Origin of the sequence: Stenotrophomonas sp. P2112, assembly GCF_041897515.1 — a bacterium.
GTDB classification, from domain to species: domain Bacteria; phylum Pseudomonadota; class Gammaproteobacteria; order Xanthomonadales; family Xanthomonadaceae; genus Stenotrophomonas; species Stenotrophomonas sepilia.
On sequence record NZ_CP169216.1, the window covers coordinates 2243673 to 2270054 of the forward strand.

Genomic DNA, 26382 nt, shown 5'->3' on the forward strand with positions numbered 1-26382 from the left:
AGCGCATCATCGTCCTTCGCACCCGCGCGGCAGCGCCACCAAGAACAAAGGGATCGTGCATTGGACAAGCCGAAGAAATCGGTTCGCCGCAGAACCGCAGGCGTGACGATCGACGAGGTTGCGACCCTTGCCGGCGTTTCGCCGATGACCGTATCGCGGGTGATCAACCAGGGCAAGGTGCGCGACGTCACCCGCGAGCGCGTGCTGCGCGCCGTGCGTGAGCTCGGCTATACACCCAATCTTGCCGCCAGTTCGCTGGCCGCCGCACAGCACACGCGCATTGCGCTGATCTACACCAACCCCAGCGGCGCCTACCTGCGCGAACTGCTGGTGGGCCTGCTGCGCGTCGCCTCCAGTTCCGCCATCCAGCTGGTCATCGACTACTGGGACAACCTGGATGCCGAATCCGAACGCAGGGCGGCGCGTGCGCTCGCCGGACGCGTCGACGGGGTGATCCTGCCGCCACCCCTGTGCGAATCGCAGGCCGCCGTAAGCGAACTGGTCAAGGCAGGCATTCCGGTCGTGGCCATCGCATCGGGGCGCCTGAGCGAGGCCCTGTCCTGCGTCCGCATCGACGATTTCAGTGCCGGCAAGGAAATGACCGATCACCTGCTTCGGCAGGGACACACCCGCATCGGTTTCATCCGTGGGCGCGATGACCTGAGCGCAAGTGCGCTCCGCTACGACGGCTTCGTCACCGCCCTGCGCGAGGCCGGGCTGGCGGTGGATCCTGGCTTGGTCCAGCACGGTGACTACACCTACCGGTCCGGCCTGGCTGCCGCCGAAAAGCTGTTGTCCCAACGCCGCCCACCGACCGCGATTTTCGCCAGCAACGACGACATGGGCGCTGCCGCCATCTCCGTCGCGCACCGGCGCGGGCTGGAAGTGCCGCGCGACCTGTCGGTCGTGGGTTTCGATGACACCTCGGCCGCCACCACCGTGTGGCCGGAACTGACCACGATCCACCAGCCCATCGCCTCGATGGCCAACGCGGCCGTCGACATCCTGCTGCGCACCATCCGCCGTCCGGCGGCGGACGCAACGGTGCTGCGCGATCATGTGATGCCGCATCGGCTGATCGCACGCGATTCGGTCGCCGCGCCGCCCCGGCGGCGGTAGCGCAGGCATCATGCTCCGCATCCGAGGGTGACCTCGGCTTCGTTCAGCGCACCCAGCGCGACGCGTGACACCGAGATCGTCATCGCATCGCCCGTCACCACCGACCACGGTCGGTCGATCGCGTCCATCCTTGCACCCGCCCTGGCCAGGCACTTCAGCGGCACGCCGACACGCTTCCACTGGCCCTGTGGAAGCGCCGCCAACGCCGGCCCGATGGCGACGCGCGCCGAGCAGCCCGCACTGCAGCCCACCGACAGCCACGCCTCACCCTTCGGGGCTGCGTCCACCCGTAGCGTGGTCAGCAGCATCAGGTCGCCGTTGGATTCGCGCTGCAGGTCCAGCGCCGTGTGCGACTGCAGTGCAGCGACGGCCTCGCCCTTGCCCGACCAGGCCAGGCGTCGCCCATCCTCCTGCGCCAGATGATCCACGCCGGTGATCTTCAGCCGGTCATCGGGCAATGCGTCCGGTACGCGGGTCACGGTCAGGCCCTGGCCAGCGGCATCCTCGAGCCGCAGTGCCATGCCAGGGCCTGCGTCACCACGCGCGAAGAAGACGCCGGTCGCGCCTTCGTTGCCGGTCACGCCCGATGCCTCCGGCAGCGCGGCCAGGTCGCCGTTGTCGGCGTAGGTCAGGCCGAAGCCGAACGCAAACAACGGATCGTAGTCCTTCTGGCCGACGTTGTTGGCGTACTGGGTGGCGGTGCGCGGCCAGCTGAAACTGAGCTTGCCCTTGAAATCGTGCTGCACGCGGCCATCGCTTCCGCGCAGCAGTACGTCGGCAATTCCGGCGCCTTCCGAGCCCGGCAGCCATGCAGCCACGAAGGCATCGGCGGCATTGATTTCCCGGTTCACCCAGAGCGGCCGCCCGCTCAGGAAGACCGCGACAACCGGTATGCCATCGGCCTTGAGCCGCTTGAGCAGCGCCAGGTCCGTTTCGTTGCCGGGCTTGTAGGCCAGCGTCGGCCGGTCTCCCTGGAACTCGGCATAGGGGTCCTCGCCAAACACCACCACCGCCACATCGGGCTTCACTGCATAGCGACCGTCGACGGAAAGCACGGCTTCACCACCAGCCGCGCTGGCCTGGCGCGCGATGCCCTCGTAGATCGTGTCCGCATTGGGGAAGTCCTTGCGGGTGGTGCCGGTGCCCTGCCAGTTGAGCGTCCAGCCGCCGGCCTGCTTGCCGACATCGTCGGCACCGTCGCCGGCCACGAGGATCCGCTGCTTCGGCGACAGCGGCAGGAGGCCGTTCTGGTTCTTCAGCAGGACCAGCGACTCGCGCACGGCCTGCCGGGCAACCGCGCGATGTGCCGGCGCGCCGATCAATGCGAACTGCCCGCCGACGGCCCGCGTGGATGGCCTGCCGGCCTCGAACAGCCCAAGGCGGAACTTGACGCGCAGGATCCGGCGCACCGCATCGTCCAGGCGTTGCGGCGTGATCCGCCCATCCTTCACCGCAGCCAGCGTCGTCTCGTAGAACCCCTTCCAGCTGTCCGAGGCCATCGCCATGTCCAGGCCCGCGTTGATCGTGGCCGGGCAGTCTGTGGTGGTGCAGCCCTTGACCTGTCCATGACCATTCCAGTCACCCACCACGAAGCCACCGAAGTTCATGCGGCCCTTGAGCACATCGGTGAGGTAATGCCGGTGCCCATGCATCTTTTCGCCGTTGACACTGTTGAACGACGCCATCGCGGTCTGCGCGCCGGCGGCGATTGCCGGCGGATATCCGGCGGCGTGGATGCGCACCAGATCTGACTCGCTGATGCGGGTGTCGCCCTGGTCCTTGCCGTCAGTGGTGCCCCCATCGCCCAGGAAGTGCTTCACCGAGGCGATCACATGGCGGCCATCGAGGAACTCCGGCGTTCCCACCCTGCCCTGCAATCCCTCCACCATGGCGGCGGCATAGCTGGCCACCACGTCCGGTGATTCGGAGTAGCCTTCGTAGGTGCGTCCCCAGCGATCATCCTGGGGTACGGCAACGGTCGGCGCGAACGTCCATTCCATGCCGGTGACGCGGGTCTCCAGCGCGGTGATGCCACCGATCTGCCGCAGCAGCCCCGGATTGCGCGTGGCGCCCAGCCCGATGTTGTGCGGGAACAACGTGGCGCCAATGATGTTGCTCTGCCCGTGCACGGCATCGATGCCGAACAGCAGCGGAATGGCCTTGCCGCCTTTCGAAGTGTCCATCGAGGCGTCGTAGAAGGCGTCGGCCAGCGCCAGCCATTCGGCCGGCGACGCGTCATAGCGGCCATCGGGATCGGAGTTGCCACCGGCCAGGATCGAGCCGAGCCGGTAGCGGCGCACATCGTCGGGGGTGACGCTGGCGATGTCACCCTGCACCAGCTGGCCGACCTTGTCCTCCACCGTCATGCCGGCCATCAGGTCGGTGATGCGCTTCTCCAGTGCCGGGTCCGCAGCCAGCGGCCAGGTGACCTCCGGCCAGGGATCGTTGTCGTTGGCTGCGGCGGCGGCAGCCCGGTCCTGGCCGCGGCAGCCGAGCAATCCCAGCATCAGTGCGGCGACCAGCGCGCCGCTGCGGTTTACGAAGGTCTGCGATGTCATGGCGCTCATCCTTCCATCTGCTCCAGTTCCTTGCCCTTGGTCTCGTGCACATGCCGGACGACGAAGATCACCGAGATCACGGCAGCGGCCAGGTAGATGCCGTAGGTGGCTGCCAGCCCTGCCGCGGCCAGCAGCATCGGGAACGTCACCGTGACCACGAAGTTGGAGGTCCACTGCGCCGCGCCGGCGACCGCCAGTGCCGAACCCCGGATCTGGTTCGGGAACATCTCGCCCAGCATCACCCACATCACCGGCCCCCAGGACAGATTGAAGAACACGACGTAGGCATTGGCCGCCACCAGCGCCAGCGTGCCCATGCGGCCGGGCAGCTGCAGATGCCCGTCGGCCAGCGAACCGCTGGCAAACGCCACCACCACCAGTGCAAGCGACAGCGACATCCCGGCCGAGCCGAACCACAGCAGGGGCTTGCGGCCGATCCGGTCAATCAGCAGCACGGTGACCACGCAGGCGCCGATGCTCAGTGCGCCGGACAGCACGTTGATCAGCAGTGCGTCGTTCTCGGAAAAGCCGACCGCCTGCCACAGCACGGCGCCGTAATAGAACACCACGTTGATGCCGACCAGCTGCTGGAAGCAGGCCAGCCCGACGCCGACCCACACGATCGGGCGGATCCGCCCGGTCAGCGTGCTCTTCAGGTCCGACAGTCGCGGGCGATGATGGTCGTTGGACAGCGAGGCATCGATCTCCTCGAGCGTGGCCCTGGCCTTGTCGCTGCCCAGCAGCCGGGTCAGTACCCGCAGGGCGTCGTCCTTGCGTCGTTTCACCACCAGGTAGCGCGGGCTCTCCGGAATGGTCAGCAACAGCAGCAGGAACACCAGTGATGGCGCGGCCTGCATCCAGAACATCCAGCGCCAGGCGGCCTGCCCGCCCCACAGCGGTTCGGTCGACGCGCCCGCTGCGGCCGCCAGCAGGTAGTTGGACAGGAACGCGGCGGTGAGGCCGGTGATGATCGCGATCTGCTGCACGGTAGCCAGGCGTCCGCGGTAACGGGCCGGAGCGACCTCCGCAATGTAGGCCGGCGAGATCACGCTGGCCGCGCCGACCGCGAATCCACCCACCACCCGCGCGGCAATGAACCAGGCCGACGAGACCGCCGCCCCGGCACCGAGTGCCGACAGCAGGAACATCACTGCCGACAGGATCAGCACGTTGCGGCGGCCCAGGCGATCGGCCAGCCGGCCTGCACTGAACGCGCCCACCGCACAGCCCAGCAGCATCGACGCGATCTCGAACCCCTGCATCCATTCACCGGACCGGAACGCCTGGTGCAGGCCATCCTGGGTACCGTTGATCACGCCGCTGTCGAAGCCGAACAGAAAACCGCCAATCGTCGCCACCACGCTGATCAGTACGATCAGCCGCGTGTTCTCACCGCTGCCTGCTGCCTGGTTCATCCCCATCCCCTTGAGTGCACCGTGGCCGCGCTCAGCGCAGCAGGTACTGGTTGAGCAGGTTTTCGTAACGCTCCTGCTTGCCGCTGGCCTGGCGCGGTTCGCCGAGGCGGGCGGCCAGTGCCGCAAGGTCCGGCAGGCTGAGCGTGCCACGCTCGAAATCCTGGCCGGCGCCGGAATCGAAGCTTGCGTAGCGCTGCGCACGCCATTGCTCCCACGGCGACTCGGTCAGCAGTGCATGGGCAACCTCCAGCCCGCGTGCGAACGCATCCATGCCGCCAATGTGGGCAATGAACAGATCCTCCAGGTCGGTCGACTCACGGCGCACCTTCGCATCGAAGTTCAACCCGCCCTCCAGCCCGCCCTGGCGCAGCACGACCAGCATTGCGCCCACGGTGTCGTACAGATCGCTGGGGAACTGGTCGGTGTCCCAGCCGTTCTGTGCGTTGCCGCGGTTGGCATCGATGCTGCCGAGCAGGCCATGATCGGACGCGACCTGCAGGTCGTGCTCGAAGGTATGGCCGGACAACGTGGCGTGGTTGGCCTCGATGTTGAGCTTGAAGTCCTTGTCCAGCCCGTGTTCCTTCAGGAAGCCCACCACCGTGGCACTGTCGAAGTCGTACTGGTGCTTCATCGGCTCCATCGGCTTGGGCTCGATCAGGAAGTTGCCCTTCAGCCCGATGCCGCGGCCATAGTCGCGTGCCATGGTCAGGAAGCGCGCGAAATGCTCGATCTCCCGCTTCATCTGGGTATTGGCCAGCGACGCATAGCCTTCGCGCCCGCCCCAGAACACATAGTGCTCGCCACCGAGTTCGACCGTGGCCTCCAGGGCGGCCTTGACCTGTACGGCTGCACGCGCGACCACCGCGAAGTCGGGATTGGTCGATGCGCCGTTCATGTAGCGCGGGTGCGAGAACAGGTTGGCCGTGCCCCACAGCAGCTTGACGCCGGTGGCCTCCTGGCGCGCCTTGGCCAGGCCCACCATATGCGAGAGGTTTTTCTGGTACTGGGCGATGTCGTCGGCATCCGGCGCCAGGTCGATATCGTGGAAGCACCAGTACGGCACCCCCAGCTTGGTGAAGAACTCGAACGCCGCGTCCACCTTTGCTTCGGCCGTGGCCAGTGGCGAGGCGGCCTCCCACGGGAACTGCCGGGTGCCCGGGCCGAACGGATCGTGCCCGGCATTGCAGAAGGTGTGCCAGTAGCACACGGCGAAGCGCAGATGCTCCTGCATGGTCTTGCCACCGATGACCCGGTTGGCATCGTAGACCTTGAAGGCAAGCGGATTGTCCGAGCCCTTGCCCTCGAACGGAATGCGGCCGACGCCGGGGAAGTATTCCTTGGCGCCGATGAAGGGCTGCGTGCTCATGGTGCGTGCTCCTGTCGTTGTGCGGGATGTCGTGGAGGAGTCATCAGCCGCGCTGCAGCGGCGTGATGGCATCGAGATGACTGAGGAAGCGTGCGTAGGCCCGTGCATAGGCATCGCTGCGGGCCGGATCCGGCCGTGCGGACAGCGCGGGATCGACGGTGACGTGGCGCGCGGTGATGTCGCAGATCGACGTGGCCTCTCCCTGCGCCCGGGCGAGCGCCCACAACGCCTGCAGTGCCGCACCAAACGCCGCGCCTTCGGCCTGCATCGGGACCTCCACCGGCAGGCCGAACACATCGGCCACCAGCTGACGCCAGGCAGCGCTGTTGCTGCCACCGCCGGTGAGCACGATGCGATCGAACTGCATGCCCGCGCGGACGAAGGCGTCGTAGCCGTACTTCAGGCTGTAGGTCGCGCCCTCCATGGCGGCGCGGTACACATGCGCCGGGGTGAAATTGGCAATGTCCAGGCCAGCCAGCACGCCCTTGCCCAGCGGCAGGTCAGGGGTACGTTCGCCATTGAGGAACGGCAGCATCACCAGGCCCCCTGCCCCGGACGGCGTTGCGCGAAGATGCGCGTCACCGTCGCGGCTGCTGAAACCGAAGGCGGTGGCCACGCGTTCGGTGGCCACGGTGCAGTTCATGGTGCAGATCAGCGGCAGCCAGCCCCCCGTGGACGAGCAGAACGCCGCCCACGCGCCATCCGGATCGATCACCGGCGAGCCGGAATACGCAAACAGCGTTCCGGAGGTTCCCAGGCTCATCGCCAGCCGCCCTTCCGTGACGCAGCCGGTGCCGATCGCTGCCATCATGTTGTCGCCGCCGCCCACGGCAATCTTCACGGCCGCCGGCAGCCCGAACTCGGCGGCTGCCTTCGGCGCGATATCGAACAGGGCATCGGGCGCAGCGATCGGCGGCAGGCAGGCAGCAAGATCACGATCAGGATCGGTTGCGCGCAGCAGTTCCTGCGACCATGTGCGTGTGCGCACGTCCAGCCAGCCGGTGCCGGACGCATCGCCAAGCTCGCAGAACCGCTGCCCGGTCAACACGAAATTCAGGTAGTCGTGTGGCAGCAGGATGGTCGCCAGCCGCGCATAGGCGTCGGCACGGTGGGTCCGGGTCCAGGGCAGCTTGGAGGCCGTGTAGCCGGCCAGGATCGGATTGCCCGCCAGCGCGATGGTCCGTTGGAACCCACCCACGGCGTCCATGATCTGGATGCATTCGACCGAGGTGCTGGTGTCGCACCACAGCTTGGCCGGCGCCAGTACCTCGCCAGCATCATCGACCGGCACGAACCCATGCTGCTGCCCCGATACCGCCAGCGCGACGATGCGTGCGCGCAGCGAGGGATCGATCCGGGCAAAACAGTCGCGCAGGGCCGACACCCAGTCGGCCGGCGCCTGTTCGCGGCTGCCGTCGGCACCGCTGTCCAGCGCGAGCGGCGCGCTGGCCGAGGCCACCACCGCCTGCTTCCGCGGGTCATAGACCAGCACCTTCAGGCTCTGCGTCCCTGCATCGATCCCTGCAACCAGACCCATCGAAACCGCCTCCGATCAACAAAAAGGTAGCGCTAACATTTCGTGGACTCAAAAAGGGGGCGTGGTGTCCGGCCCCCTCGTTGCCACCGCGCGCGTCATCGCCAGCGGTGTTGCCGCACTGTAACCAGCTGCAGCGGAAAAAGCGTGCAGCAACGCAAAAGCCTGCTACGCGCTTGCTGCCGTCGAACGCCACACGTCCACGCCGGACCTGCAGTACTGCGCGATGAACTCCGCCTGCGCCGGCATCTGCGCGGCGGCCTGCTGCACAGGCCGTTGGATGCCCTTCAACAAGGTGCGCAGATCGACATCACTCACGGCCTGCGCCAGCGGGTGCGCAGGACCGGGCGCGATGCCCTGCCCGAGCAGCACGCTGGTCCAGGATTCGACGCGGAACAGCTCGCCGGGGTCCTGCCACGCATGCGCACGCTCGCGCCACGCCTGCAGCCGCTGCTGCAGGGACTCGGGCACGCGCATCTCGCGACAGGCCTTCCACATCGGTTCGCTGCGCTGCGTGGCGTGGTAGTGCAGGATGATGAAGTCGCGCACGTGCTCCATTTCCTGGCGGCTGACATCGTTGTACAGCTGCACCAGCGACGCACTGATGCCGTCGAACGGGAACAGCTGGATCAGGCGCACTACCGCGCTGATCGTCAGATGGATGCTGGTCGACTCCAGCGGTTCGATGAAGCCGCTGGCCAGCCCGAGCGACACCACGTTCCTGTTCCAGGCCTTCAGCCGGCGTCCACTGCGGAACGGCACCTTCCATGGATCGCGCAAGGGTGGAGCCCCGGCATCGCGCAACAGTTTCGCGGCGGCCTCGTCATCGGACAGATGGCGGCTGTCATACACCAGCCCGCAGCCAACGCGGTGCTGCAGCGCGATGTGCCAGCGCCACCCCGCCTCGTGGGCGATCGCCCGGGTATAGGGTACCGGCGGCGCCACCGCTTCGGTCTGCACCGCCACGGCCCGGTCGCATGGCAGCCATTCGTGCCAGTCCTCGTAGCCGGTGCCCAGTGCCTGCTCGATCAGCAGGCCGCGGAAGCCGGTGCAGTCGATGAACAGATCGCCCTCGATCACCTGGCCGTCGTCCAGCACCAGCGCCTGCACCGACCCGTCGTGCGCGTGCTGCCTGACCTGGGCGATCCGGCCTTCGATCCGGCGCAGGCCGTGGGCCTCGGCCCTGCCGCGCAGGAACCTCGCATACAGCCCGGCATCGAAGTGATACGCATAGCTGGCCTGCGGCTGGGTGTGCAGCGAGAAGCGGTCGCCACGCGAGGCGATGCTCTCGAGGCAGAAGTCGCCCAGGTCCGAGGGCATGCCGCGGCGCAGGCTGTCCAGCCAGAAGTGATGGAAGGGGGCCGCCCAGGTGCCATGGCCGATGGTGCCGAACGGATGGAAGAAGCGATCGCCCGGCAGGCGCCAGTTCTCGAACGAGATCGACAGCTTGAAGGTGCCGGCCACCGCGCGCAGGAACTCCTGCTCGTCGATCTGCAGGAAGCGGTGGAAGGTGCGGATCGGCGGCACAGTGGACTCACCGACACCGACCGTGCCGATCTGCTCGGACTCGACCAGCGTGATCTGCAGCTGGTCACGGAACTGGTGCGCAAGCGCGCAGCCGGCCAGCCAACCCGCCGTACCGCCACCGGCAATGACCACCTTGCGGATGCGCCCTGAGGGCGTGCTCTGGGTATCCAACATGGTGCCCCTCTCTCAACGGTTGAGCCTGCCCAGCAGCATCGCGCGCATGCGGCGGGCGCGCTGCTCGTCAAACGGTGCCAGATCCCCGCGCGCGGCGTCAGGCAGGTGCTGCCCCGCGCGCTCGCCAGGGCCGAATGCGTAGTAGCGGAAGAGCCCTTCCCAGGCCTGCTTTTCGCGCGCCGGCAGATCACGCACGGCCCACATCGCGTGGTGCAGCGCCGCCAGCGCGGATCCCAGCCAGGCCGGCGAGCTTCGCCACCAGTAGTTCACCAGCACGTTGAACGGTTCCAGGCTGCGTACATGGTGCCACCACATGCTGGGAATGAAGATCGCATCGCCGGGCCCAAGCACCGCACTGCGCGCGTGCGCCAGCGCCTCGCGGAAACGTGGATGCCGATCGAAGTCTGGCTGTTCGAAGTCCACCACGCTGACCACCTGTCCGCCCGGCGTGGGATCGAGCGGGCCCGGATAGAGGTTGTCGATCTGGGCGGGCGGGAACAGGGTGAACTCGCGCCGCCCCACCGCGCAGCAGGCGAGGTTGTCGGGTGTGTCGAAATGGCACGAGGCCGTCACCCGGTTGCCAATCCAGATGCTGGCGGTGGCGTCGATGCCCTGCTTCGCCAGACCGGCGTCGTTGGCCTGCGCGAATGCCGGCAGCAGCGCCCGCGCAATCGGCAGCGAGGCCACGTAGTAAGTGGGCGGTTGCGGTGCATGCAGCGTCATGGCGATCTCTTCCAGCACCTGGGCCAGCACGCCGCGCCGCACTTCGAAGTTCAACCGGGTGAAGTCCGTGCTGTAGAACGGGCGCCCCCCGATCTCGGCGCCGCCGAACGAGTACTGGATGGGTGCACCCGCATCGACGCTGCACAGGTACGCCATTGCATCCTGCACCCCGCCCAGCCCGGCCTGGACCAGTGGCCAATCGGTGGCGATGCCACGCAGTACGACCGGCTCACCGGCCTCCACCAGGTCAGCCAGTGGCAAGGCGGCAGGATCGATGCCTTCCAGCATCCCCATCGGCAGGGTGGCCTGCACCGGTCAGTTCCTGGCCGCCTGCGCGGTGCCGTCCTGGACGCGGAGACGGCGCTGCTTCTCGGCGATCAGGTGGCGCATGTTATGCAGCGAGGCAAGCATCAGGTACGCACCTTCCAGGTAACCGGCGCGGTTCAACGCAGCCAGGCGTGGACTGTCCAGCGCAGCCAGGCGCTCGCGGTCGATGCCGTGCAATCCGCTCACGCTCACCCGGTGGTGCGGCGCGAGCTGCACATCGAGCGTGACCGGCTGGATGAGCCCGCAGTCGTCGAGCATCGTGAACATACTGGCCGCGAAGGCACTGCCCTCGTGGATGCCGCGCAGAACGCTGGCGATGTGGTCCAGGTAGGGCGTGTTGCCGCCCTGCGGCAGGAACACCGGCTCACCGGCGCCGGCGGTGACGCGCGGATGGTCCAGGTCCACGTGCATCACCGAATCCTGGGTGAGCACGCCATCCACGTAGTGCTCCTGGAAGCCGATCAGGAACGGCCCTTTGGCCGCCGCGCCTGGCAGGTAGGAAGCATTCCAGCGCCCGTCCTGCAGGAACAGGTTCTCGTGTTGTTCGAAACCCAGCAGGGCCACGGACTGCCACGCCTTCGTCCCGGTATCCCTGCGCAGGAAGATCGGATACTCACGCTGCAGTTCGGCGAACTCGCTGGGATAGGCCGGCACCATGCCCACGGCATCGCCGAACTGCGGCCCGAATCCGGTGGCGACCCTCAGGTCCCGATGCGCGATGTTGTTGAGCATTTCGTAGCGGGCCATCAGGGTATCCAGTCCAGTGCGGGGTGGCTGGCCGGCAGCGTAGCGCAGGCGCGACAGGTGCGGCGACACCGTCCCGGCAGGGCACCGCTGGAGGGCAGTGGTGCCATGCCGGACGCATCGGCAACCAGGCTCAGAACTTGTAGCGGACGCCCAGCATGTAGCGCGGGCTCTGGTCTGCCAGCTTGACGATCATCTGCGAGGTGCGCGAGCGCCAGCGCACATCCTCGCCGGTCAGGTTGATCGCCTCCAGGCTGAAGGACCAGTGGTCATCCAGCGCGTAGTTGACGCTGAGATCCCACTGCTCGTACGGCTCCACATAGTAGGGATTGCGGCTGGAGCCCTGGTTGGCCAGGATCAGGTACTGGTCGCGCCAGTTCCATGCCAGGCGCACCGACCACCCGTACTTCTCGTACATCAGCATGGCGTTGGCGGTGTCGCTCAGGCCGGTGAGCGAGAACTGGTCGATGCCCGGGTCACCGCCATTGTTGTAGCCGACATCGCCTTTGACCACGGTGTAGTTGGCCAGCACGCCGAAGCCGGTGTCGCCGAAGAAGTACTGTCCGCCCAGCTCCCAGCCATGCAGCTTGGATTTGTTCTGGTTGATCGGGCGATTGACGTTGAACTGGTACAGCGGGTCGTTGGGCTGCCCATACAGATCGTAGGCCGCTTCGGTGGCCAGCACCTGCGCATCAGTGCCGTTGTAGGCGCCCAGGCCGGCAGGATTGTTGCGCAGCAATGCCAGTGCGGTGAACAGCGAGGTGTCGTTGGCCGAGCAGGCAGCGGCATTGGCCGGCCCGACCTGGGCGACGCAGGCGCCACTGGTCAGGAAGTCCAACGCCGCCCGCGCATCCGGCCCGGAGGTCGGGTCGGTGAGGCCGTACAGGCTTTCCTGCACGACGGTGTTGCCGATGAAGTTGCTGACCGACTTGTTCCAGTAAGTCAATGACACATAGCTGGCGTCGGCGAAGTACCACTCCAGCCCCAGGTCGAGGTTGTCCGATTCCAGCGGCTTCAGGCTCGGGTTCTGCGAGTTGCCGCTGGCGCGCGACGAGGGATCGATCAGCACCGAGCCGAACGGCTGCTGGGCCCCGGGTCCCGCATAGAGATTGCCATACGGCGCGCGGGCGATGCTTTTGCCGAACGAAACGCGGCCCTTCAGCTCCTCGGTGAGGTCGATGCTGAAATCAAGGTTGGGCAGGATGTAGCTGTAGCGCGCCTTCTCCGTGAAGGGCTGCTGCTCATCGGACAGCACGATGCGGAAATCGTTGTTGGCCTGCCACTCGATGGACTCGGGGACGGCAATGACCGAGGTCGACACCACGTCAGTGGTTTCATAGCGCACGCCCAGGCGGGTGTTGGTGCGCATGCCACCCAGCTCCCCGTCCAGCTCCACCTGGAAGTACGCCGCCTTGGTCTTCTCTTCCACGAAGTTGTCGGCCGCGCGTTGCGGGTTCACACCCAGGCCGACGCCGTACTCGCGCGATGCCCATTGCGCGAGCTGCCCGGCATTGCCGCGCCAGGCGGGCCAGCTGTTGGCACTGTAGTCGTCGAACAGGCCGACGATGCTGACCGGCTGCAGCAGGTCCATCAGGCCTGCGGCGGTATCCCGGTCCACGTTGGCCACGCCCCAGTCGCCCAGGGTCGAGTAGGCCTCGGCGGCCTGGATGCGGTGGGTGGTGGACTTGTTGGTGTCCACGCCGAACTGGAAGCGCCCGTGGTCGAAGTTCCATTCGCCATCGACGCGGGCCTGCTTGATCTCGCTGATCTGGGTCTGCGCGTTGACGCGCAGCACCTGCGTGCCGACCTCGCCTTCCTGGAAGCCCGGATTGACCACGCCATTGGTCCCGGCGAGCGCATCGGCGGTGCTGGGATACCAGACCTGGGTGCCAACCGGCAGGCCATTGTTGAAGTTCAACTCCTGCACCCAGGAGCCACCGCAATGCGGGCCACGGGTGCAGTTGTTGGTGCCGGCGATGCTCATGAAGATCGAACCACCGCCGGTGAGCGGGTCATTCGGGCGGCTCTCGTTCTTCGAGTTGTGCGCATCGAAACTGAGCTTGAAGCGGTCGCTGACATTCCAGACGGCATTGAAACCCAGCGAACCCAGCTTGTATTCCTGCATGCTGCGCTGCTGTTCCAGGCCGAAATCCTTGGTGCCGGCGATTTCACGGATGTAGACCGGCGTCGCGACGGCGCCACTGGTGTCGAACTCGACGTTGGTGTAGTTGCTGTTCTGCAACCACATGCCCTGCTCGCCGCGATTCTCGGTGATCTCGTTGGTCGAGTAGGTGTAATCCACGGTCAGGGTCAGGCTGTCCGTCGGTGCGAACTGCAGCACGGCCTGGCCATTGACGCGTTCGCGCTCGAATTCGGAGAACGCGTAGCGCAGGTCGTTGGGCCGCGCGTAAAGCTGGCCGACGGCCGGGGCATTGACCACGGTCGGATTGCCCGGCATCGACCCTGTCCACGGCTGCACGTTCCAGTAGTTCTCCGTGGCCTGCACCGAGCCACCCTTGCGCTTCTGCTGGCTCGCGCTGAGGCTGACGCCAAAGGTCTTTTCCGGATTGCTGTAGCTGAAGATGCCCGACAGCTCCGGTGTCAGGTCATTGTCGAACGGCTGGCTCTGGTCGGACACCAGCTTCGCCCCGGCGTTGGCCACGATGCCGGCGTGATCGAGCGGGCGCGAGGTCAGGATGTTGATCGTCGCACCGATGCCGCCGCTGGGCACCTGTGCCTGGCTGGTCTTGTAGACCTCGATACCATTGATGGCCTCGGCGGCCAGCTGCGCGAAGTTGAAGGCGCGGGTGCCGCCGTCGACACCGCCGATGGCGACCTGTCCAGAGGCACCGAATGCATCGGCACCCGGCATCTGCCGACCGTTGAGCGTGACCATGTTGAACTGGGGGCCGAAGCCACGCGCGGTCACCTGCGCACCCTCGCCGTCACGGCGCTCGATGGAGATGCCGGTGATGCGCTGCAACGACTCGGCAAGATTGGTATCGGGGAACTTGCCGATGTCCTCAGCGCTGATCGCGTCGACCACGCCCGCCGAGTCGCGCTTGATGTCCATGGCCTGGCTCAGGCTGTTGCGTATGCCCGTGACCTGCACTGCATCGAGCTGGGTGGGCTGCGACTGGCTCTGCGGCTGCTGCCCGGTCGCCGGTGCTGCGTCCTGCGCAAAGGCAGGATTGATGACCAGGGCGCCACCCACGAAGGTGAACATGGCCCGGGACCGGAACTTCGCCAATGCGCGGCTCATGAACCGGACCTCGGGGCCAGGGTGCCGCGGAAACTGCAAGTGCTCATGAAAGTCCCCTCTGACATACGATCGAATGGATGTACCGCCCCCTCCCAGGGGCACGCACGGGCGTGGCCCGCATTCCAAACCGAACAGCACGGGTGCTCGGGCACGCCGCGACTTACACTTGCTTTTCAAGCCTGCCAGGACAAACACGCGGCAAAGAAGGCAGCCTCCCGGACCCTGGATCTCCGTCCGACTGGTAGCGCTACCATCGCGTTGCAGCGGAGAGTAATCACCGCGGTTCGCCGTTGTCACCATGCAGCGCAGCAAAACCGCCTGCGGGCCAAACAGCTGATGACTCGGCCGTTGCTGCATCCGGTCACGCTCACCCGACGTAGGAAAAATGCCCGCACTTGCGGGTCATCCAGAAAGGAACGCACCGTGAACGCTCTTCAGCGCATCGCCGCCGCAGTTGGCTTCGCCGTACTCGTTTCGTCCGGCTCCTCGGTTTTCGCCGCCAACACCGTCATCGTGGGCGGGGCAGAAATGTACCCCACCAGGACCATCGTCGAGAACGCCGTCAATTCCAAGGATCACACCACGCTGGTTGCAGCGGTCAAAGCAGCCGGCCTGGTCGACACCCTCAACGGCGCCGGGCCCTTCACTGTTTTCGCGCCCACCAATGCGGCCTTCGAAAAGCTGCCTGCAGGCACTGTCGAGACACTGGTGAAGCCTGAAAACAAGGCACAGCTGACCCGGATCCTGACCTACCACGTCGTCCCGGGCAACTACAGTTCCGCCCAGCTTCTGGCCGATGCCCGCAAGCACAGCGGCAAGGCCACCCTGAAGACCGTGCAGGGTGAGCCTCTCACCGTGGCGCTCCACGATGGCAAGCTCTGGGTCATCGACGCAAAGGGTGGAAAGGCAGGCATCAGCATTGCAGATGTCGGCCAGTCCAACGGCGTCATCCACGTGGTCGACACCGTGCTGATGCCCAAGTAAGCGGCCTCACGCAACGGGCATCCGGCGCGATGCCCGTTGCCCGGGCCGGTCATCCCGACGTCACCATGCGGATCCCTGCCCGGATGGCGTCGTGGCTACCACTCCGGCCCGAGCAGCTTGGTCACCTCGGCCTCCAGTTTCTGCGCGGCCTCATCCTGGGAGGCGACCTTGATGCTCAGCCCCGACTGCGCCGGCCCCGGCACCAGCTGGTAGCGGTTGATGGTACCGCCACCGTCGCCGTCCAGCGCTACCCGCGCCACTACCGTGCGGCCATTGGCGTGGAAGGTCCAGTCCTGATAATCAAACATGCTTCAGTAGGTGTGCGGCCAAGATGTCATCCCACTTTTAGCGGCACGGCAGTGAAGAACGCTCCAGGAGGATGTTCAGAGCGCGTGGACATGATGACGACAGGGCCTATTGCAGTGTCCGCGCCAACTGCAGGACATCGGCGAAGAAGGAGGGATAGTCGTCCTGTGGAGCGCTGTGGGTCTCGCGCCGGTGAACCAGACGCACGGCGACCACGCGCTGTTCCGGGACGATCATCAGGTATTGGCCCAGGTAGCCGTTGGCGGCAAAGCCGACGACCGGTCCCCGTGAGATGTCGTAGAGATCGGCGAGCTTCAGGCCGCGCGCGGAGATCTGGCTGCCGTAGCGCTGGGACCAGTCCGCGCCCAGCTGATTGGCGAGGAAGGCGACCAGTGCGCTGCGGCTTTCGAATACTCGCCCTGCGCTGGCCTGCAGTGCGCGCTGTACGTCGTCATCCACGCCCCTTTTCACCAGCAGATCCCGTAGCCGGGGCTTGAGCTGGTACCGTTCCCAGGCCGGTATCCGCCACCACAGCAGCCCAACATCTGGCGCACGGGCGCTTTCGGTCGTCATCAACGCGACCGACTGCTCACTCAGGAGACGCCTGCCATCCGGTGCCACGCCTCCGTCCAGCAACAGTTGCCCGATGGCGGCAAGATCGGCCGCGCGCAGGGACAGCCCGGCCATGCCCAGCGGGGTGCCTGCCTCATCCTTCATCCAGGTGTAGTGGGCAATGCCCAGGGGCTTGAACAGCCGCGCGTCCAGATACGCGTCCACAGGCTCGCCTGCCAGGCGCTCGACAATGCCGGGCAGCAGGTTGGTAGCCTTGTTGTTGTAGGAGAACACGTTGCCCGGGTCATCGCTCAGCTCGGCAGCCAGTGCCAGCTTGACCAGGTCCGGGGCCCCTTCCAGCTCTTCGCCCGCGTTCGCCACGTTCTGCAGGCCCGAGGTATGGTCCAGCAGCATGCGCACGGTAATGGCGCTCTTCCTGCCCTGCTTCCATTCGGGATAGATCCGGCTGACCGGCGTATCGATCGAAGCCAGCTTTCCTTCGTCCAGCAGCAATGCAATGGCCAGCGCGACGACCGACTTGGTGGCCGACATCAGGTGAACGGATTCCTGCCCGGCGGCGGGCTTCAGCTCAAGCAGCGTCTCCCGCTCATGCATCACCAGGACCGCATCGGAATGCGCGGCGCGTGCATTGCGCTCAATCGCGGCAAGGGCATCGGCACGTGTCGCCGCTTGGCTGGGCCCGGCGATGCCGAACACCAGGGCCAGGGCGCAGGACAACCAGCAGGATCTTGGCATCGCAATCTCGTCCAATGGGTGTGTGCGTAGATTGACTACATGTGTAGTCACGCTGCAGTGCCTGAAGTCATGGCGCGCTTGAGTGCTGAACGTGGGCTGGGCGCCGCCCCCCGGCCCACCTGCAACGCGGTCGACGGCAGCGGTCGCCAAGCCGCGCCGCACGGTATGATGCGGCGACCCGGAACCTGCGATGATTTGCAGCGGCCGCCCATCCGCTGATCGCGCGCGCCAGGCCCCACCTGCGCCGGGGTCGCTGCAAGTGCCGCTGAAGCCCCACTCCATGCTCGCCCCCCAAGCCCCCCTCGTGATCTGGGCAGCGGTCGCCGTTGCCACCCTCGGTCTGCTGTTCCGTCCTTTGCGCATCCCCGAATATGTGTGGGCGTTGGGCGCTGCCGCCCTGTTGCCGTTGCTGGGCGCGGTGTCGCTGCATACCGCATGGGGTGCGGTGGCCGAAGGCCGCGACGTCTACCTGTTCCTGGTCGGCATGATGATGCTGGCCGAACTGGCGCGGCGCGAAGGCCTGTTCGATTGGGTCGCGTTGTACGCGGTGCGGCATGCGGGCGGATCCGGGCGACGCCTGTTCGACCTGGTGTTCCTGGTCGGCACGCTGGTGACGGTGTTCCTGTCCAACGATGCAACGGCCGTAGTGCTGACGCCGGCGGTCTACGCTGCCTGCAAGGCGGCGCGCGCCAATCCCCTGCCCTACCTGTTCGTCTGTGCATTCATTGCCAATGCGGCCAGCTTCGTGCTGCCCATTTCCAATCCGGCCAACCTGGTGGTGTACGGCCAGCACCTGCCGCCGCTGCTGCAGTGGCTGGCGCAGTTCGCGCTGCCGTCGGCGGCGGCGATCGGTGCCACCTATCTGGTCCTGCGCTGGGTGCACCGGCGCGAGATCGCCCAGCCGCTGGTTGCCGCGCCGGCGCATCGCCCGTTGACCGACGGCGGCCGACTGAGCGCACTGGGCGTGCTGTTCACCGGCACCGTGTTGCTGGTCACGTCCGCCTTGAACGGGCCATTGGGCCTGACCACGTTCTGTGCGGGCACGCTGAGTGTGGCCGTGGTGGCGATCCGCCAGAGGCGCAGCCCGCTGCCACTGCTGCGACACGTGTCCTGGGGCGTGCTGCCGCTGGTGGCGGGACTGTTCGTGCTGGTGGAAGCGGTGGCGCAGACCGGTGTCATCCAGAGCGCGGCCAGCGCGCTGCAGGCCGTGGCGCAGGCGTCTCCACGCCAGGCCAGCTGGCTGGCCGGTGGCGCGGCTGCGCTGCTGAGCAACGTGGCCAACAATCTGCCGGTCGGCCTGGCCGCCGGTTCGCTCGGGCAGATGGCCGACCTGCCGGCGCAGACCCGTGCCGCATTGCTGGTCGGCGTGGATCTGGGGCCCAACCTGTCGGTCACCGGTTCGCTGGCGACGATGCTGTGGCTGGTGGCCCTGCGTCGCGAGGGCGAGCATGTCAGCGCGCTCGACTTCCTGCGCGTCGGCGCGCTGGTGATGCCGCCGGCGTTGATCGGAGCGCTGCTGCTGCTCTGACCGGCGCGCGTGCGGCATGCACTTCTAGAAGGCCACCTGCAGGCGGGTGTTGAAGGTGGTGCCTTCATCCCTGCCCTGGCCGGTGCCGCTGCGGTTGCGGGTCTGCCAACGGATCGCCTCGAACATCACGCGGCTGAAGTCGTTGAGATACCAGTTCGCACCCAGCGTCCACGCGTGGCCGGTACCGCCACTGGGCAGCTCGGCATAGTCCACGTCTTCGTAGCGCCCTTTCAGTTCCCATGCCCCGGCGCCGCCGCGGGTGACAGGATCGGCCACTTTCACCCGGCCCCAGGTGCCGGCCTTGCCCGAATAGGCCGGCCTTGCACCGGCCAGGAACCAGCCAGCCGAAATCGCCCAGGCCTGGTGGTCCAGATCGTAGCGCCCGCTGGCGTCGGCCCCGCGCAGGTTGCGCGTACCCCATTCGCCGGTCGCCCAGGCCGGCCCGAAGAAGCCTGCCAGTTCCGCGCCATAGGCCGTGCTGCGCTCGGCGCCCAGCGGTGTGCCCGGCGCGATCTTGACCAGGTCGTTGAAGTGCCCGGCGATGGCCGAACTGCGGACGACGCCGCTGGCGCCTGCGGCGATCTCCTCGTGGAAGGCCCAGGCCCCCAGGTGCACCGTGACCGTATCATTGGCCACCGGGTTCCAATGCACGCGCGTGGCCCAGGTCTGGCTGTCGTTGTCGGTGCCGGCGTTGTTGAGATCGTTGCCGGCCACCGACAGGCTGGCATACCAGTTCTTGCCGTACACGCGCTCGGTCAGGCCGACACCGAACAGGCCGCGCTGCGGCAGCATCAGCGTGCCGACCACGTTGCGGTCCTGGAACGGCGTGTTGGAAGTGCTGCTGGAGCCGTCGATACCCCGGTCGTTGAGGCGGTTGCCCACGGTCAGGTCGGCCGGCAGCCCGAACAGGCGGTGGTCCACGGTGGCGTAGACCGACTTCCACGCCACCGCGTTGTCGGCGAAGTCACCTTCCACCGCCCAGCCGAGGATGCCATAGCGGCCTTCGGCGCCCAGCCGCACCGAGCGGATCTCGGTACCGGATATGTTGCGGTCACTCACTGACGATCCGTCTGTGCTGGACGCGTCGACGAACAGGCGCCCGCGCGGACGGAACGCCACGCTGCCATCGGCACTGCTGAACTCCGGTGCGCCCTTGGACCAGGTGACCTTGGGCGCCTTGGCCTGGCTGGATTCCAGTGCGGCGACGCGGGTGTCCAGCGCGGGGCCCTGCGTTGCGGGCACAGCACCGGCGGTGCTGTGCCCGCCCTCCACGGCACGCAGGCGCGCCTCCAACTGCTGGATCTGCAGCGCCTGCTGCTGCACCAGGCGTGAGAGTTCGGCCTGGCTCAGTGGTGCGGGTGGGGACGAAACAGCCTGGGCGCCAGCATGGCCACTGGCCAACAGCAGGCCGAGCGCGACCGACAGCGCTGCCAGCGGCAGCACGGTGGAATGGTTCATGGACTCTCTCCGGCCAGCCGGCCCCCTGGCCCGGCGCTGGCCTGTTGCGGTGGTGCGGGGGAAGATCGGGGGAGGAAGCGCGCGCCGCCGGATCGGCCCGGCGGCGCGGCAGGCGGGCTCAGCCCGGCCCGGTCAGCTGGTGGCCTGGGCCTGGGCGTTGGGACGCCAGGTGATCAGCTTGTTCTCGACCACGTCCAGCAGCGCGTCGATGACCAGCACGAAGGCGGCCAGGATGATGATGCCGGCGAACACACCGACGGCGTTGAAGTTGCCTTCTGCCTGCGCGATCAGGTAGCCCAGGCCCGCCGAGGCGCCGAGGTACTCACCGATGATCGCGCCGACCACGGCGAAGCCCACCGAGGTGCGCAGCGAGGACAGGATCCAGCTGGCCGCTGCCGGGAAGTAGACATGGCGTAGCAGGTCGCTGCGGCTTGCGCCCAGGATGCGGGCATTGGCCAGCACCACCGGATTCACCTCGCGTACGCCCTGCATGGCATTGAAGAACGTGGTGAAGAACACCAGGGTGACCGCCAGCGCCACCTTCGACCACAGGCCCAGCCCCAGCCACAACACGAAAATCGGGGCCAGCACCACGCGCGGAATTGCGTTGAAGCCTTTGATGAAGGGATCGAGGATGCGCGCCGAGCGGCGGCTCAGGCCCAGCCAGACACCGCCGGCCACGCCGAGGCCGGTGCCGATGATGTAGCCCAGCGCGGTTTCGGTCAGCGTGATGTAGACGTGCTGGTAGAACGAGGTATCGGACAGCCAGGTCCAGGCCTGCTGCACGATCGCCGTTGGCGATGGGAAGAAGAACGGATCGATCACGCCCAGCGCGATGCCGCCCTCCCAGCCGCCGAACACGGCCACAACCAGGGCCAGTTGGATGAACTTGTCAGTCTTGGCGTGCATAGCTCTTCTCCACTTCGCCGCGCAGGCAGGCCCAGATGTCGCGGTACAGGTCGGTGAAACGGTCATCCAGCTTGATTTCGGCCACGTTCCGCGGCCGTTCCAGATCCACGTCGAAACTGCGCACGACACGGCTGGCCGGGCCGGAGGACAGCACCACCACGCGGTCGCCCAGGGCGATCGCTTCTTCCAGATCGTGGGTGATCAGGATCACCGAGCGCCGGTCCTCCTGCCACAGGCGCAGCAGCTCGTTCTGCATCAGGTGCCGGGTGTGGATGTCCAGCGCCGAGAACGGCTCATCCATCAGGATCACCTTCGGCTCGACGATCAACGCCTGCGCCATCTGCACGCGCTTGCGCTGGCCACCGGACAGCTGGTGGGGGTAGCGATGCTCGAAACCGGCCAGGCCGACCTTGGCCAGCCACGCGTTGGCCTTGGCCTTGCGTTCGGCTTCGGGCACGCCACGGAAACGCAGGCCGAGCTCAACGTTCTGGTATGCGGTCTTCCACGGCAGCAGCGCGTCCTGCTGGAACAGGTAGCCCACCGACTCCTGGACGCCGCTGACCGCACGGCCGTCGATGCTGACCTGGCCGGACGACGGCTTCAGCAGGCCCGCCACGGAATTGAGGATGGTGCTCTTGCCGCAGCCGGTTGGCCCAACGATGGCAAGGAACTCGCCGTCACCTACCTGGATGTCGACATCACGAACGGCGGTGAATTCGCCGAAGGACATGGTCACCTTGTTGAGCGCGACCATGGTCTGTGCAGGCTCGAGCTGCGGTGCGCCATTGAGGTGGCGCACGGTGGCATTGAGGGCCATGGGGTTACCTCCGCTTACGGTTGGGCAGCCGGCGCCGCAGCGTTGGCACGCTCGACGAAAGCATTGGTGTAGGTGCGGGACAGATCGATGTTGGCCTTGGACACATCCGTATTGAACTCGCGCAGCACCTTCAACGGCGTTTCCAGATCAGCCGGCGTGAAATGACCGTCGCGGGTGAAGATCGCGCGGGCGTTCTCCACCGCGCGCGCATAGGTGGCGCGGTCGCCAGAAACGTAGCTGTCCGGCAGCGCCGCAACGATGTCTTCAGCACTGTTGTCGGCGATGAACTTCAACGCCATCTGCTCGGCGCGGGCGATCTTCTCGGCCGCTTCGGGGCGCTTGTCCAGGAAGCTCTGGTTGGCGTACATCACCGAGGTTGGATAGAGGCCGCCATAGACCTGGCGGGCGCCGTCGTCGCTGCGCGCGTCGAGGAGGATCCTGCCGACCTTGCGTTCGGTGATCAGGGTGGCGGCAGGATCGTAGTTGACCAGCAGGTCGATCTTGCCCTGCTCCAGCGCGGCTACCGCTGCGGCGCCCGAGCCGACGCCGATCAACGAGATGCTGTCAGCCGGAATATCGTGCTGGGCGAGGAAGTGACGGACGAAGAAATCCGACGATGAGCCCGGTGCGGTAATGCCGACCTTCTGGCCCTTGATGGTCTCCGGGCGGGCCGGATCGAAGGTGGCATCCTCGCGGCCGGCCATCACCAGGCCGGAGTTGCGCGAGAGCAGCACGAAGGCCACCACATCCTTGCCCTTGGCCTGCATCTGGATGGTGTGGTCGTAGAAGCCGACGGCCACGTCGGTGGAATTGGCCACCAGCGCCTGCAATACCTTGGAGCCGCCCTGGGCGAAGTTCTCGGTCTTCACCTGCAGGCCGACGTCCTTGAAGTACCCCTTGGCGTCGGCGATGAAGAACGGCAGGTTGTTGAGGTTGTAGGAGCCGACGCTGATGCGTACCGGTGCATTGTCACCACCGCCGGCGGATGCGCCTTCGGTGCGCCCGCTGTTGCTGCATCCGGCCGCGGCCAGACCAGCCGCGCACAGCGCGGCCATCAAGAACTGCTTGTACATCATCCCTCCCAGGAGTGAAGCATCTACGTTGTAATGGCGGGCATGCGCACCTGCGCCGGCCCGTCCGGGTTCAGATCATGCCGCTGACGTCCATTGGCGGGCTTGGGTGGAACCGGCCACGGCAAGTGCTGGCGTGGTGGCAAACACGCGGCCCTCGAACAGGCGGCGTGCGGTGCGCACGACGCTGGCAACGACCGGCGCATCCTGCGAGCTGCGACTGAGGCCCACCTCCAGGGCCCCGCCCGGATGTTCGAGGGTAATGCTGCCGGGAACGGACAGGCATCCGACCAAAGTGTGGGCCAGCGTGCCCGGCGTAACGGCGGCGGTGGCCAGGCCAACCGCGCCGGTAATGGCCAGCGCGGTGTGGCATTGATGCGGCATGAAATAGCGCACCTGCAGATCGCCCCCATGTTGCGGCGCCGACAGCAGCACCGGCTTCGGAATGACCTTGTTGCCGGCGTCGGCGATGCCCATGCGGGCGCCTGCCTCGATGCGCAGCGCTTCCAGCCGGCGCATGAATACCGCGTCCGCGTTCAGTTCGGCGGGCGGGGCATCGCCGCGCACGCCCAGGTCTTCGGCACGTACCAGCATCATCGGCATCGCGCAGTCCACCAGGCTGACCGGCACGCCATCGATGGTCTCCTGCGCGTGCCCGCTGGGCAGCAGCTTGCCGGTGCGGGCACCTGCCGCATCAAGGAAGGAGAGCCTGACCGGCGAGGCCGAGCCCGGCGCGCCGGCAATGCGCGTATCACCGCGGTAGACCACATTGCCGCCCGGCGTTTCCACCGTGGCGATGATCAGCTTGCCGGTGTTGACGTTGTGGATGCGCACCTCGGTCTGCGGATCCTGCGCCTGCACCAGCCCACGCTCGATGGCATACGGGCCTACGGCCGCCAGCATGTTGCCGCAGTTCGGCGAGGTATCCACCACCTGCTGCTCTACCCGTACCTGGGCGAACAGGTAGTCGACATCGGCGTCCGGACGGCTGGAGCGGTCGATGATCGCCACCTTGCTGGTCAGCGCGTTGCCACCGCCGATGCCGTCGATCTGCAACGGATGGCCCGAGCCCATCACTTCCAGCAGCAGGCGATCGCGTTCAGCGATGTCCATCGGAAGGTCGCTGGCAAGGAAGAACGGGCCCTTGGAGGTACCGCCGCGCATGAGCACGCAGGGAATGCTGAGCAGATCGTTGGACATACGTGTGCTAGATTGATGCGTATAGGGGATGAATGACCCCTCTGTGATTCGATACTGGCATGACCCCAATTGATCTGTGAATTGCTGATTTTCGGATGATTGATACCCACTGAGCATCAATTGCGAAATCCTGGATCTGCGTGCGTTCCTGCTGGTCTCGGAGACCCGCAGCTTCCATCGCGCCGCGGAAATCCTGCACGTCTCCCAGCCAGCACTCAGCCGGCGGATCCAGAAGCTGGAGCAGGCCGTGGGTTCGCCACTGCTGGAGCGCACCACGCGCAGCGTCAGTACCACCGCTGTCGGCGAGAACCTGCTGCCGCTGGTACGCCGCATGCTGGAGGAATTCGATGGCTCGCTGTTCTCACTGCGCGGCCGGGAGGACACCCGCGGCGCCACCGTGACCATCGCGTGCCTGCCGACGGCGGCGTTCTACTTCCTGCCCAGCGTGATGGCGCGTTTCCACGAAGCGCACCCCAACGTGCGCTTCCGCATCCTGGATATCCCGGCGACGGAGGGTCTGCAGGCAGTGGAACGTGGCGAAGTCGAGTTCGGCATCAACTTCATGGGCGCCAACGATCCCAATCTCGACTTCGACGTACTGGCTGAGGACCCCTTCGTCCTCGCCTGCCGACGTGATCATCCGCTGGCCCGCAAGCGCAAGGTGGAATGGGCTGATCTGGCCGAGCACCAGCTGATCACCGTGCATCGCACCAGCGGCAACCGCACGCTGCTGGACGGCGCGCTGGCGCGCGAGAACCTCAAGTTGAGCTGGCACTACGAGGTGACGCACCTGTCGACGTCACTGGGCATGGTCGAGGCCGGTATCGGCGTGTCGGTGCTACCGAAGATGGCCACGCCGGACGGGGATCACCCCACCCTGGTGACACGCGCGATCGGCAATCCTGTGGTATCGCGCACGATCGGGATCGTCCGTCGCCGGGGCGCCCTGCTCTCGCCCACGGCGGAGCGCTTTCTGCAGATGCTGATGAGCCAGTGGCGCGGGACCGTCTAAGGCGCTGGACATCTGGCTGGGCTGCTGCGCAGGCTGGGCTTCCGCCATGCACCCTGCCTGATCACCGATGTGTCGGACAGCGACCTGTCCGACGTGCCGTTGCCCGCGGCGGTCAAACAGGATCGGCTGTTCTATCTGGGTGCTTGGCGGCCACCGCTGTTCAAGGACTACCTGGATCCCCGCCTGACCTGCACCGTGCCGGTCACCCGCAAGCACTATGCGCTCAGGGCCAAGCTTGATCTGCAGAGGATCACGATACCCGCTCTCTAGCGACAGCCGCTTTCGCGTGAAGTGGCCATGTTGGTGGAACTGGTTGGCCGGGTAGGCGCCTGCGCGCGAGTACATCATGCGCACCAGGCTGGACAGCGTGGTCACGCTACCCACCGATGATCGCGCATTGCTGGCACCGCGCTGTTGCTGCAGAGCCACCGCCGGTGGCGGCCCATCTGTGGCATCGACGTCGGGCACGCCCACCTGGTCGAACAGGCGGCGTGCATAAGGTGCGGCGGATTCGAAGTCAGGAGATCAATGCGTTTGGCGCACTTCAATCGCCCCTGGATTCAATGGCACTGCTGCGCGACATCGATGCCGTCTCGATGCTTCATGATGAGCGCCTCCAGTCCCGAGGGCTCTCCAGAAATCGGGCCGGGCTTGCCGGGCTGACCCTCCGGGATCAGTCTCGATGTCGTCTGATCCTGAAGCTTGGCAATGCCTGGCGCACGTCGGTCTGCGTATCCAAAGATATCGAGGGTGAGCAGGTCATGCCCGTTCTCGACCAGGAGTAATGGAACCTCTCTGCACCGAAGTTCGAACACGCTCGATTGCGGGGGGCCTGCTTCGATGGTAATGCCCTTCGATGCGTTCGCCCGAGCGAAGGCGATCGCATCGTCGCGAAGCATCTTGAATGCTTCTGGTGGAAGTGAGCGGAATGTTCTGAGCTCAGATTCGAGAGAGGTTGGATACGTTATCCAAACGATTCCTGCCGCAACCACCAGGCCCAGGAACATGAGGGAAGAGATCAGAATCTTCATCTTGGAGCCT

21 protein-coding genes and 1 pseudogene are annotated in these 26382 nt (G+C 66.4%); 5 read left to right on the forward strand and 17 right to left on the reverse strand.

Annotation, left to right across the window (positions count from 1 at the left end; all coding sequences use genetic code 11):
* Nucleotides 1-60: 60 nt before the first annotated feature.
* Nucleotides 61-1119, forward strand: a complete 1059-nt coding sequence (locus ACEPA4_RS10455; RefSeq protein ID WP_262090645.1) for a LacI family DNA-binding transcriptional regulator — start codon at nucleotides 61-63, stop codon at nucleotides 1117-1119.
* 8 nt (nucleotides 1120-1127) lie between these two features.
* Here ACEPA4_RS10455 and ACEPA4_RS10460 read toward each other — a convergent pair whose 3' ends face one another.
* From ACEPA4_RS10460 to ACEPA4_RS10495, 8 genes are all read right to left on the reverse strand, one after another.
* Nucleotides 1128-3686, reverse strand: a complete 2559-nt coding sequence (locus ACEPA4_RS10460) for an exo 1,3/1,4-beta-D-glucan glucohydrolase (protein WP_262090646.1) — start codon at nucleotides 3684-3686, stop codon at nucleotides 1128-1130.
* Nucleotides 3683-5092, reverse strand: a complete 1410-nt coding sequence (locus ACEPA4_RS10465; protein WP_005416600.1) for a sugar porter family MFS transporter — start codon at nucleotides 5090-5092, stop codon at nucleotides 3683-3685. The genes ACEPA4_RS10460 and ACEPA4_RS10465 overlap by 4 nt, the downstream gene beginning before the upstream one ends.
* Before the next feature lie 31 nt (nucleotides 5093-5123).
* The gene (gene xylA, locus ACEPA4_RS10470) at nucleotides 5124-6458 is read right to left on the reverse strand and encodes a xylose isomerase (RefSeq protein ID WP_262090648.1); all 1335 of its coding nucleotides are present in this window, start codon (nucleotides 6456-6458) and stop codon (nucleotides 5124-5126) included.
* Between the two features lie 43 nt (nucleotides 6459-6501).
* Nucleotides 6502-7995, reverse strand: a complete 1494-nt coding sequence (gene xylB / locus ACEPA4_RS10475; RefSeq protein WP_262090650.1) for a xylulokinase — start codon at nucleotides 7993-7995, stop codon at nucleotides 6502-6504.
* A gap of 165 nt (nucleotides 7996-8160) precedes the next feature.
* Nucleotides 8161-9693 (reverse strand): tryptophan halogenase family protein, encoded by a 1533-nt coding sequence (locus ACEPA4_RS10480; protein ID WP_139727121.1) that lies wholly within the window; start codon nucleotides 9691-9693, stop codon nucleotides 8161-8163.
* 12 nt (nucleotides 9694-9705) lie between these two features.
* Nucleotides 9706-10728, reverse strand: coding sequence for a cupin-like domain-containing protein (locus tag ACEPA4_RS10485; RefSeq protein WP_262090651.1), 1023 nt, complete (start codon nucleotides 10726-10728; stop codon nucleotides 9706-9708).
* 3 nt (nucleotides 10729-10731) lie between these two features.
* Nucleotides 10732-11490: a SapC family protein gene (locus tag ACEPA4_RS10490; protein ID WP_262090652.1), complete on the reverse strand. Its 759-nt coding sequence runs from the start codon at nucleotides 11488-11490 to the stop codon at nucleotides 10732-10734.
* Between the two features lie 130 nt (nucleotides 11491-11620).
* Nucleotides 11621-14749 (reverse strand): TonB-dependent receptor, encoded by a 3129-nt coding sequence (locus tag ACEPA4_RS10495; protein ID WP_069138494.1) that lies wholly within the window; start codon nucleotides 14747-14749, stop codon nucleotides 11621-11623.
* 423 nt (nucleotides 14750-15172) lie between these two features.
* Here ACEPA4_RS10495 and ACEPA4_RS10500 point away from each other — a divergent pair, with 423 nt between their 5' ends.
* Nucleotides 15173-15733 carry a fasciclin domain-containing protein gene (locus tag ACEPA4_RS10500; RefSeq protein ID WP_053496573.1) on the forward strand — a complete coding sequence of 187 codons (561 nt, stop codon included), beginning with the start codon at nucleotides 15173-15175 and terminating at the stop codon, nucleotides 15731-15733.
* 95 nt (nucleotides 15734-15828) lie between these two features.
* Here the strand turns inward: ACEPA4_RS10500 and ACEPA4_RS10505 are convergent, their stop codons facing one another.
* Together ACEPA4_RS10505 and ACEPA4_RS10510 are read right to left on the reverse strand one after the other, a co-directional pair.
* Nucleotides 15829-16041: a hypothetical protein gene (locus tag ACEPA4_RS10505; protein WP_005416609.1), complete on the reverse strand. Its 213-nt coding sequence runs from the start codon at nucleotides 16039-16041 to the stop codon at nucleotides 15829-15831.
* Between the two features lie 106 nt (nucleotides 16042-16147).
* The gene (locus ACEPA4_RS10510) at nucleotides 16148-17329 is read right to left on the reverse strand and encodes a serine hydrolase (RefSeq protein ID WP_005416610.1); all 1182 of its coding nucleotides are present in this window, start codon (nucleotides 17327-17329) and stop codon (nucleotides 16148-16150) included.
* Between the two features lie 298 nt (nucleotides 17330-17627).
* Here ACEPA4_RS10510 and ACEPA4_RS10515 point away from each other — a divergent pair, with 298 nt between their 5' ends.
* Nucleotides 17628-18875: an arsenic transporter gene (locus ACEPA4_RS10515; protein ID WP_065186459.1), complete on the forward strand. Its 1248-nt coding sequence runs from the start codon at nucleotides 17628-17630 to the stop codon at nucleotides 18873-18875.
* A 24-nt stretch (nucleotides 18876-18899) separates the two neighbouring features.
* Here ACEPA4_RS10515 and ACEPA4_RS10520 read toward each other — a convergent pair whose 3' ends face one another.
* From ACEPA4_RS10520 to ACEPA4_RS10540, 5 genes are all read right to left on the reverse strand, one after another.
* A complete protein-coding gene (locus ACEPA4_RS10520; RefSeq protein ID WP_262090657.1) occupies nucleotides 18900-20333 on the reverse strand; it encodes an OprO/OprP family phosphate-selective porin in 1434 nt (477 codons plus the stop codon).
* 132 nt (nucleotides 20334-20465) lie between these two features.
* The gene (locus ACEPA4_RS10525) at nucleotides 20466-21242 is read right to left on the reverse strand and encodes an ABC transporter permease (protein ID WP_005409726.1); all 777 of its coding nucleotides are present in this window, start codon (nucleotides 21240-21242) and stop codon (nucleotides 20466-20468) included.
* Complete coding sequence (locus tag ACEPA4_RS10530) at nucleotides 21226-22059, reverse strand: ABC transporter ATP-binding protein (protein ID WP_053496569.1); 834 nt, start codon at nucleotides 22057-22059, stop codon at nucleotides 21226-21228. Before ACEPA4_RS10530 ends, ACEPA4_RS10525 begins: the two co-directional genes overlap by 17 nt.
* 14 nt (nucleotides 22060-22073) lie before the next feature.
* Nucleotides 22074-23132 (reverse strand): ABC transporter substrate-binding protein, encoded by a 1059-nt coding sequence (locus ACEPA4_RS10535; RefSeq protein ID WP_134955791.1) that lies wholly within the window; start codon nucleotides 23130-23132, stop codon nucleotides 22074-22076.
* A gap of 75 nt (nucleotides 23133-23207) precedes the next feature.
* On the reverse strand, nucleotides 23208-24329 hold the full coding sequence (locus ACEPA4_RS10540; RefSeq protein WP_095377567.1) for a 4-oxalomesaconate tautomerase: 1122 nt from the start codon (nucleotides 24327-24329) through the stop codon (nucleotides 23208-23210).
* A gap of 109 nt (nucleotides 24330-24438) precedes the next feature.
* Here ACEPA4_RS10540 and ACEPA4_RS10545 point away from each other — a divergent pair, with 109 nt between their 5' ends.
* On the forward strand, nucleotides 24439-25341 hold the full coding sequence (locus tag ACEPA4_RS10545; protein ID WP_053496567.1) for a LysR family transcriptional regulator: 903 nt from the start codon (nucleotides 24439-24441) through the stop codon (nucleotides 25339-25341).
* 69 nt (nucleotides 25342-25410) lie between these two features.
* On the forward strand, nucleotides 25411-25611 hold the full coding sequence (locus tag ACEPA4_RS10550) for a hypothetical protein (RefSeq protein WP_239502781.1): 201 nt from the start codon (nucleotides 25411-25413) through the stop codon (nucleotides 25609-25611).
* Between the two features lie 39 nt (nucleotides 25612-25650).
* Here ACEPA4_RS10550 and ACEPA4_RS10555 read toward each other — a convergent pair.
* Both ACEPA4_RS10555 and ACEPA4_RS10560 read right to left on the reverse strand, forming a co-directional pair.
* A pseudogene (locus ACEPA4_RS10555) lies at nucleotides 25651-25857 on the reverse strand (hypothetical protein); the annotation flags it as partial.
* Between the two features lie 44 nt (nucleotides 25858-25901).
* Complete coding sequence (locus ACEPA4_RS10560; protein ID WP_262090660.1) at nucleotides 25902-26372, reverse strand: hypothetical protein; 471 nt, start codon at nucleotides 26370-26372, stop codon at nucleotides 25902-25904.
* Nucleotides 26373-26382: the final 10 nt, after the last annotated feature.

Excerpts from the sequence above, each read along its gene's own strand:
- ACEPA4_RS10460 (WP_262090646.1), bottom strand. The coding sequence starts at position 3,686 with ATGAGCGCCATGACATCGCAGACCTTCGTAAACCGCAGCGGCGCGCTG.
- ACEPA4_RS10465 (WP_005416600.1), bottom strand. The coding sequence starts at position 5,092 with ATGAACCAGGCAGCAGGCAGCGGTGAGAACACGCGGCTGATCGTACTG.
- xylA (WP_262090648.1), bottom strand. The coding sequence starts at position 6,458 with ATGAGCACGCAGCCCTTCATCGGCGCCAAGGAATACTTCCCCGGCGTC.
- xylB (WP_262090650.1), bottom strand. The coding sequence starts at position 7,995 with ATGGGTCTGGTTGCAGGGATCGATGCAGGGACGCAGAGCCTGAAGGTG.
- ACEPA4_RS10480 (WP_139727121.1), bottom strand. The coding sequence starts at position 9,693 with ATGTTGGATACCCAGAGCACGCCCTCAGGGCGCATCCGCAAGGTGGTC.
- ACEPA4_RS10490 (WP_262090652.1), bottom strand. The coding sequence starts at position 11,490 with ATGGCCCGCTACGAAATGCTCAACAACATCGCGCATCGGGACCTGAGG.
- ACEPA4_RS10495 (WP_069138494.1), bottom strand. The coding sequence starts at position 14,749 with ATGAGCCGCGCATTGGCGAAGTTCCGGTCCCGGGCCATGTTCACCTTC.
- ACEPA4_RS10505 (WP_005416609.1), bottom strand. The coding sequence starts at position 16,041 with ATGTTTGATTATCAGGACTGGACCTTCCACGCCAATGGCCGCACGGTA.
- ACEPA4_RS10515 (WP_065186459.1), top strand. The coding sequence starts at position 17,628 with ATGCTCGCCCCCCAAGCCCCCCTCGTGATCTGGGCAGCGGTCGCCGTT.
- ACEPA4_RS10520 (WP_262090657.1), bottom strand. The coding sequence starts at position 20,333 with ATGAACCATTCCACCGTGCTGCCGCTGGCAGCGCTGTCGGTCGCGCTC.
- ACEPA4_RS10525 (WP_005409726.1), bottom strand. The coding sequence starts at position 21,242 with ATGCACGCCAAGACTGACAAGTTCATCCAACTGGCCCTGGTTGTGGCC.
- ACEPA4_RS10530 (WP_053496569.1), bottom strand. The coding sequence starts at position 22,059 with ATGGCCCTCAATGCCACCGTGCGCCACCTCAATGGCGCACCGCAGCTC.
- ACEPA4_RS10535 (WP_134955791.1), bottom strand. The coding sequence starts at position 23,132 with ATGTACAAGCAGTTCTTGATGGCCGCGCTGTGCGCGGCTGGTCTGGCC.
- ACEPA4_RS10540 (WP_095377567.1), bottom strand. The coding sequence starts at position 24,329 with ATGTCCAACGATCTGCTCAGCATTCCCTGCGTGCTCATGCGCGGCGGT.
- ACEPA4_RS10560 (WP_262090660.1), bottom strand. The coding sequence starts at position 26,372 with ATGAAGATTCTGATCTCTTCCCTCATGTTCCTGGGCCTGGTGGTTGCG.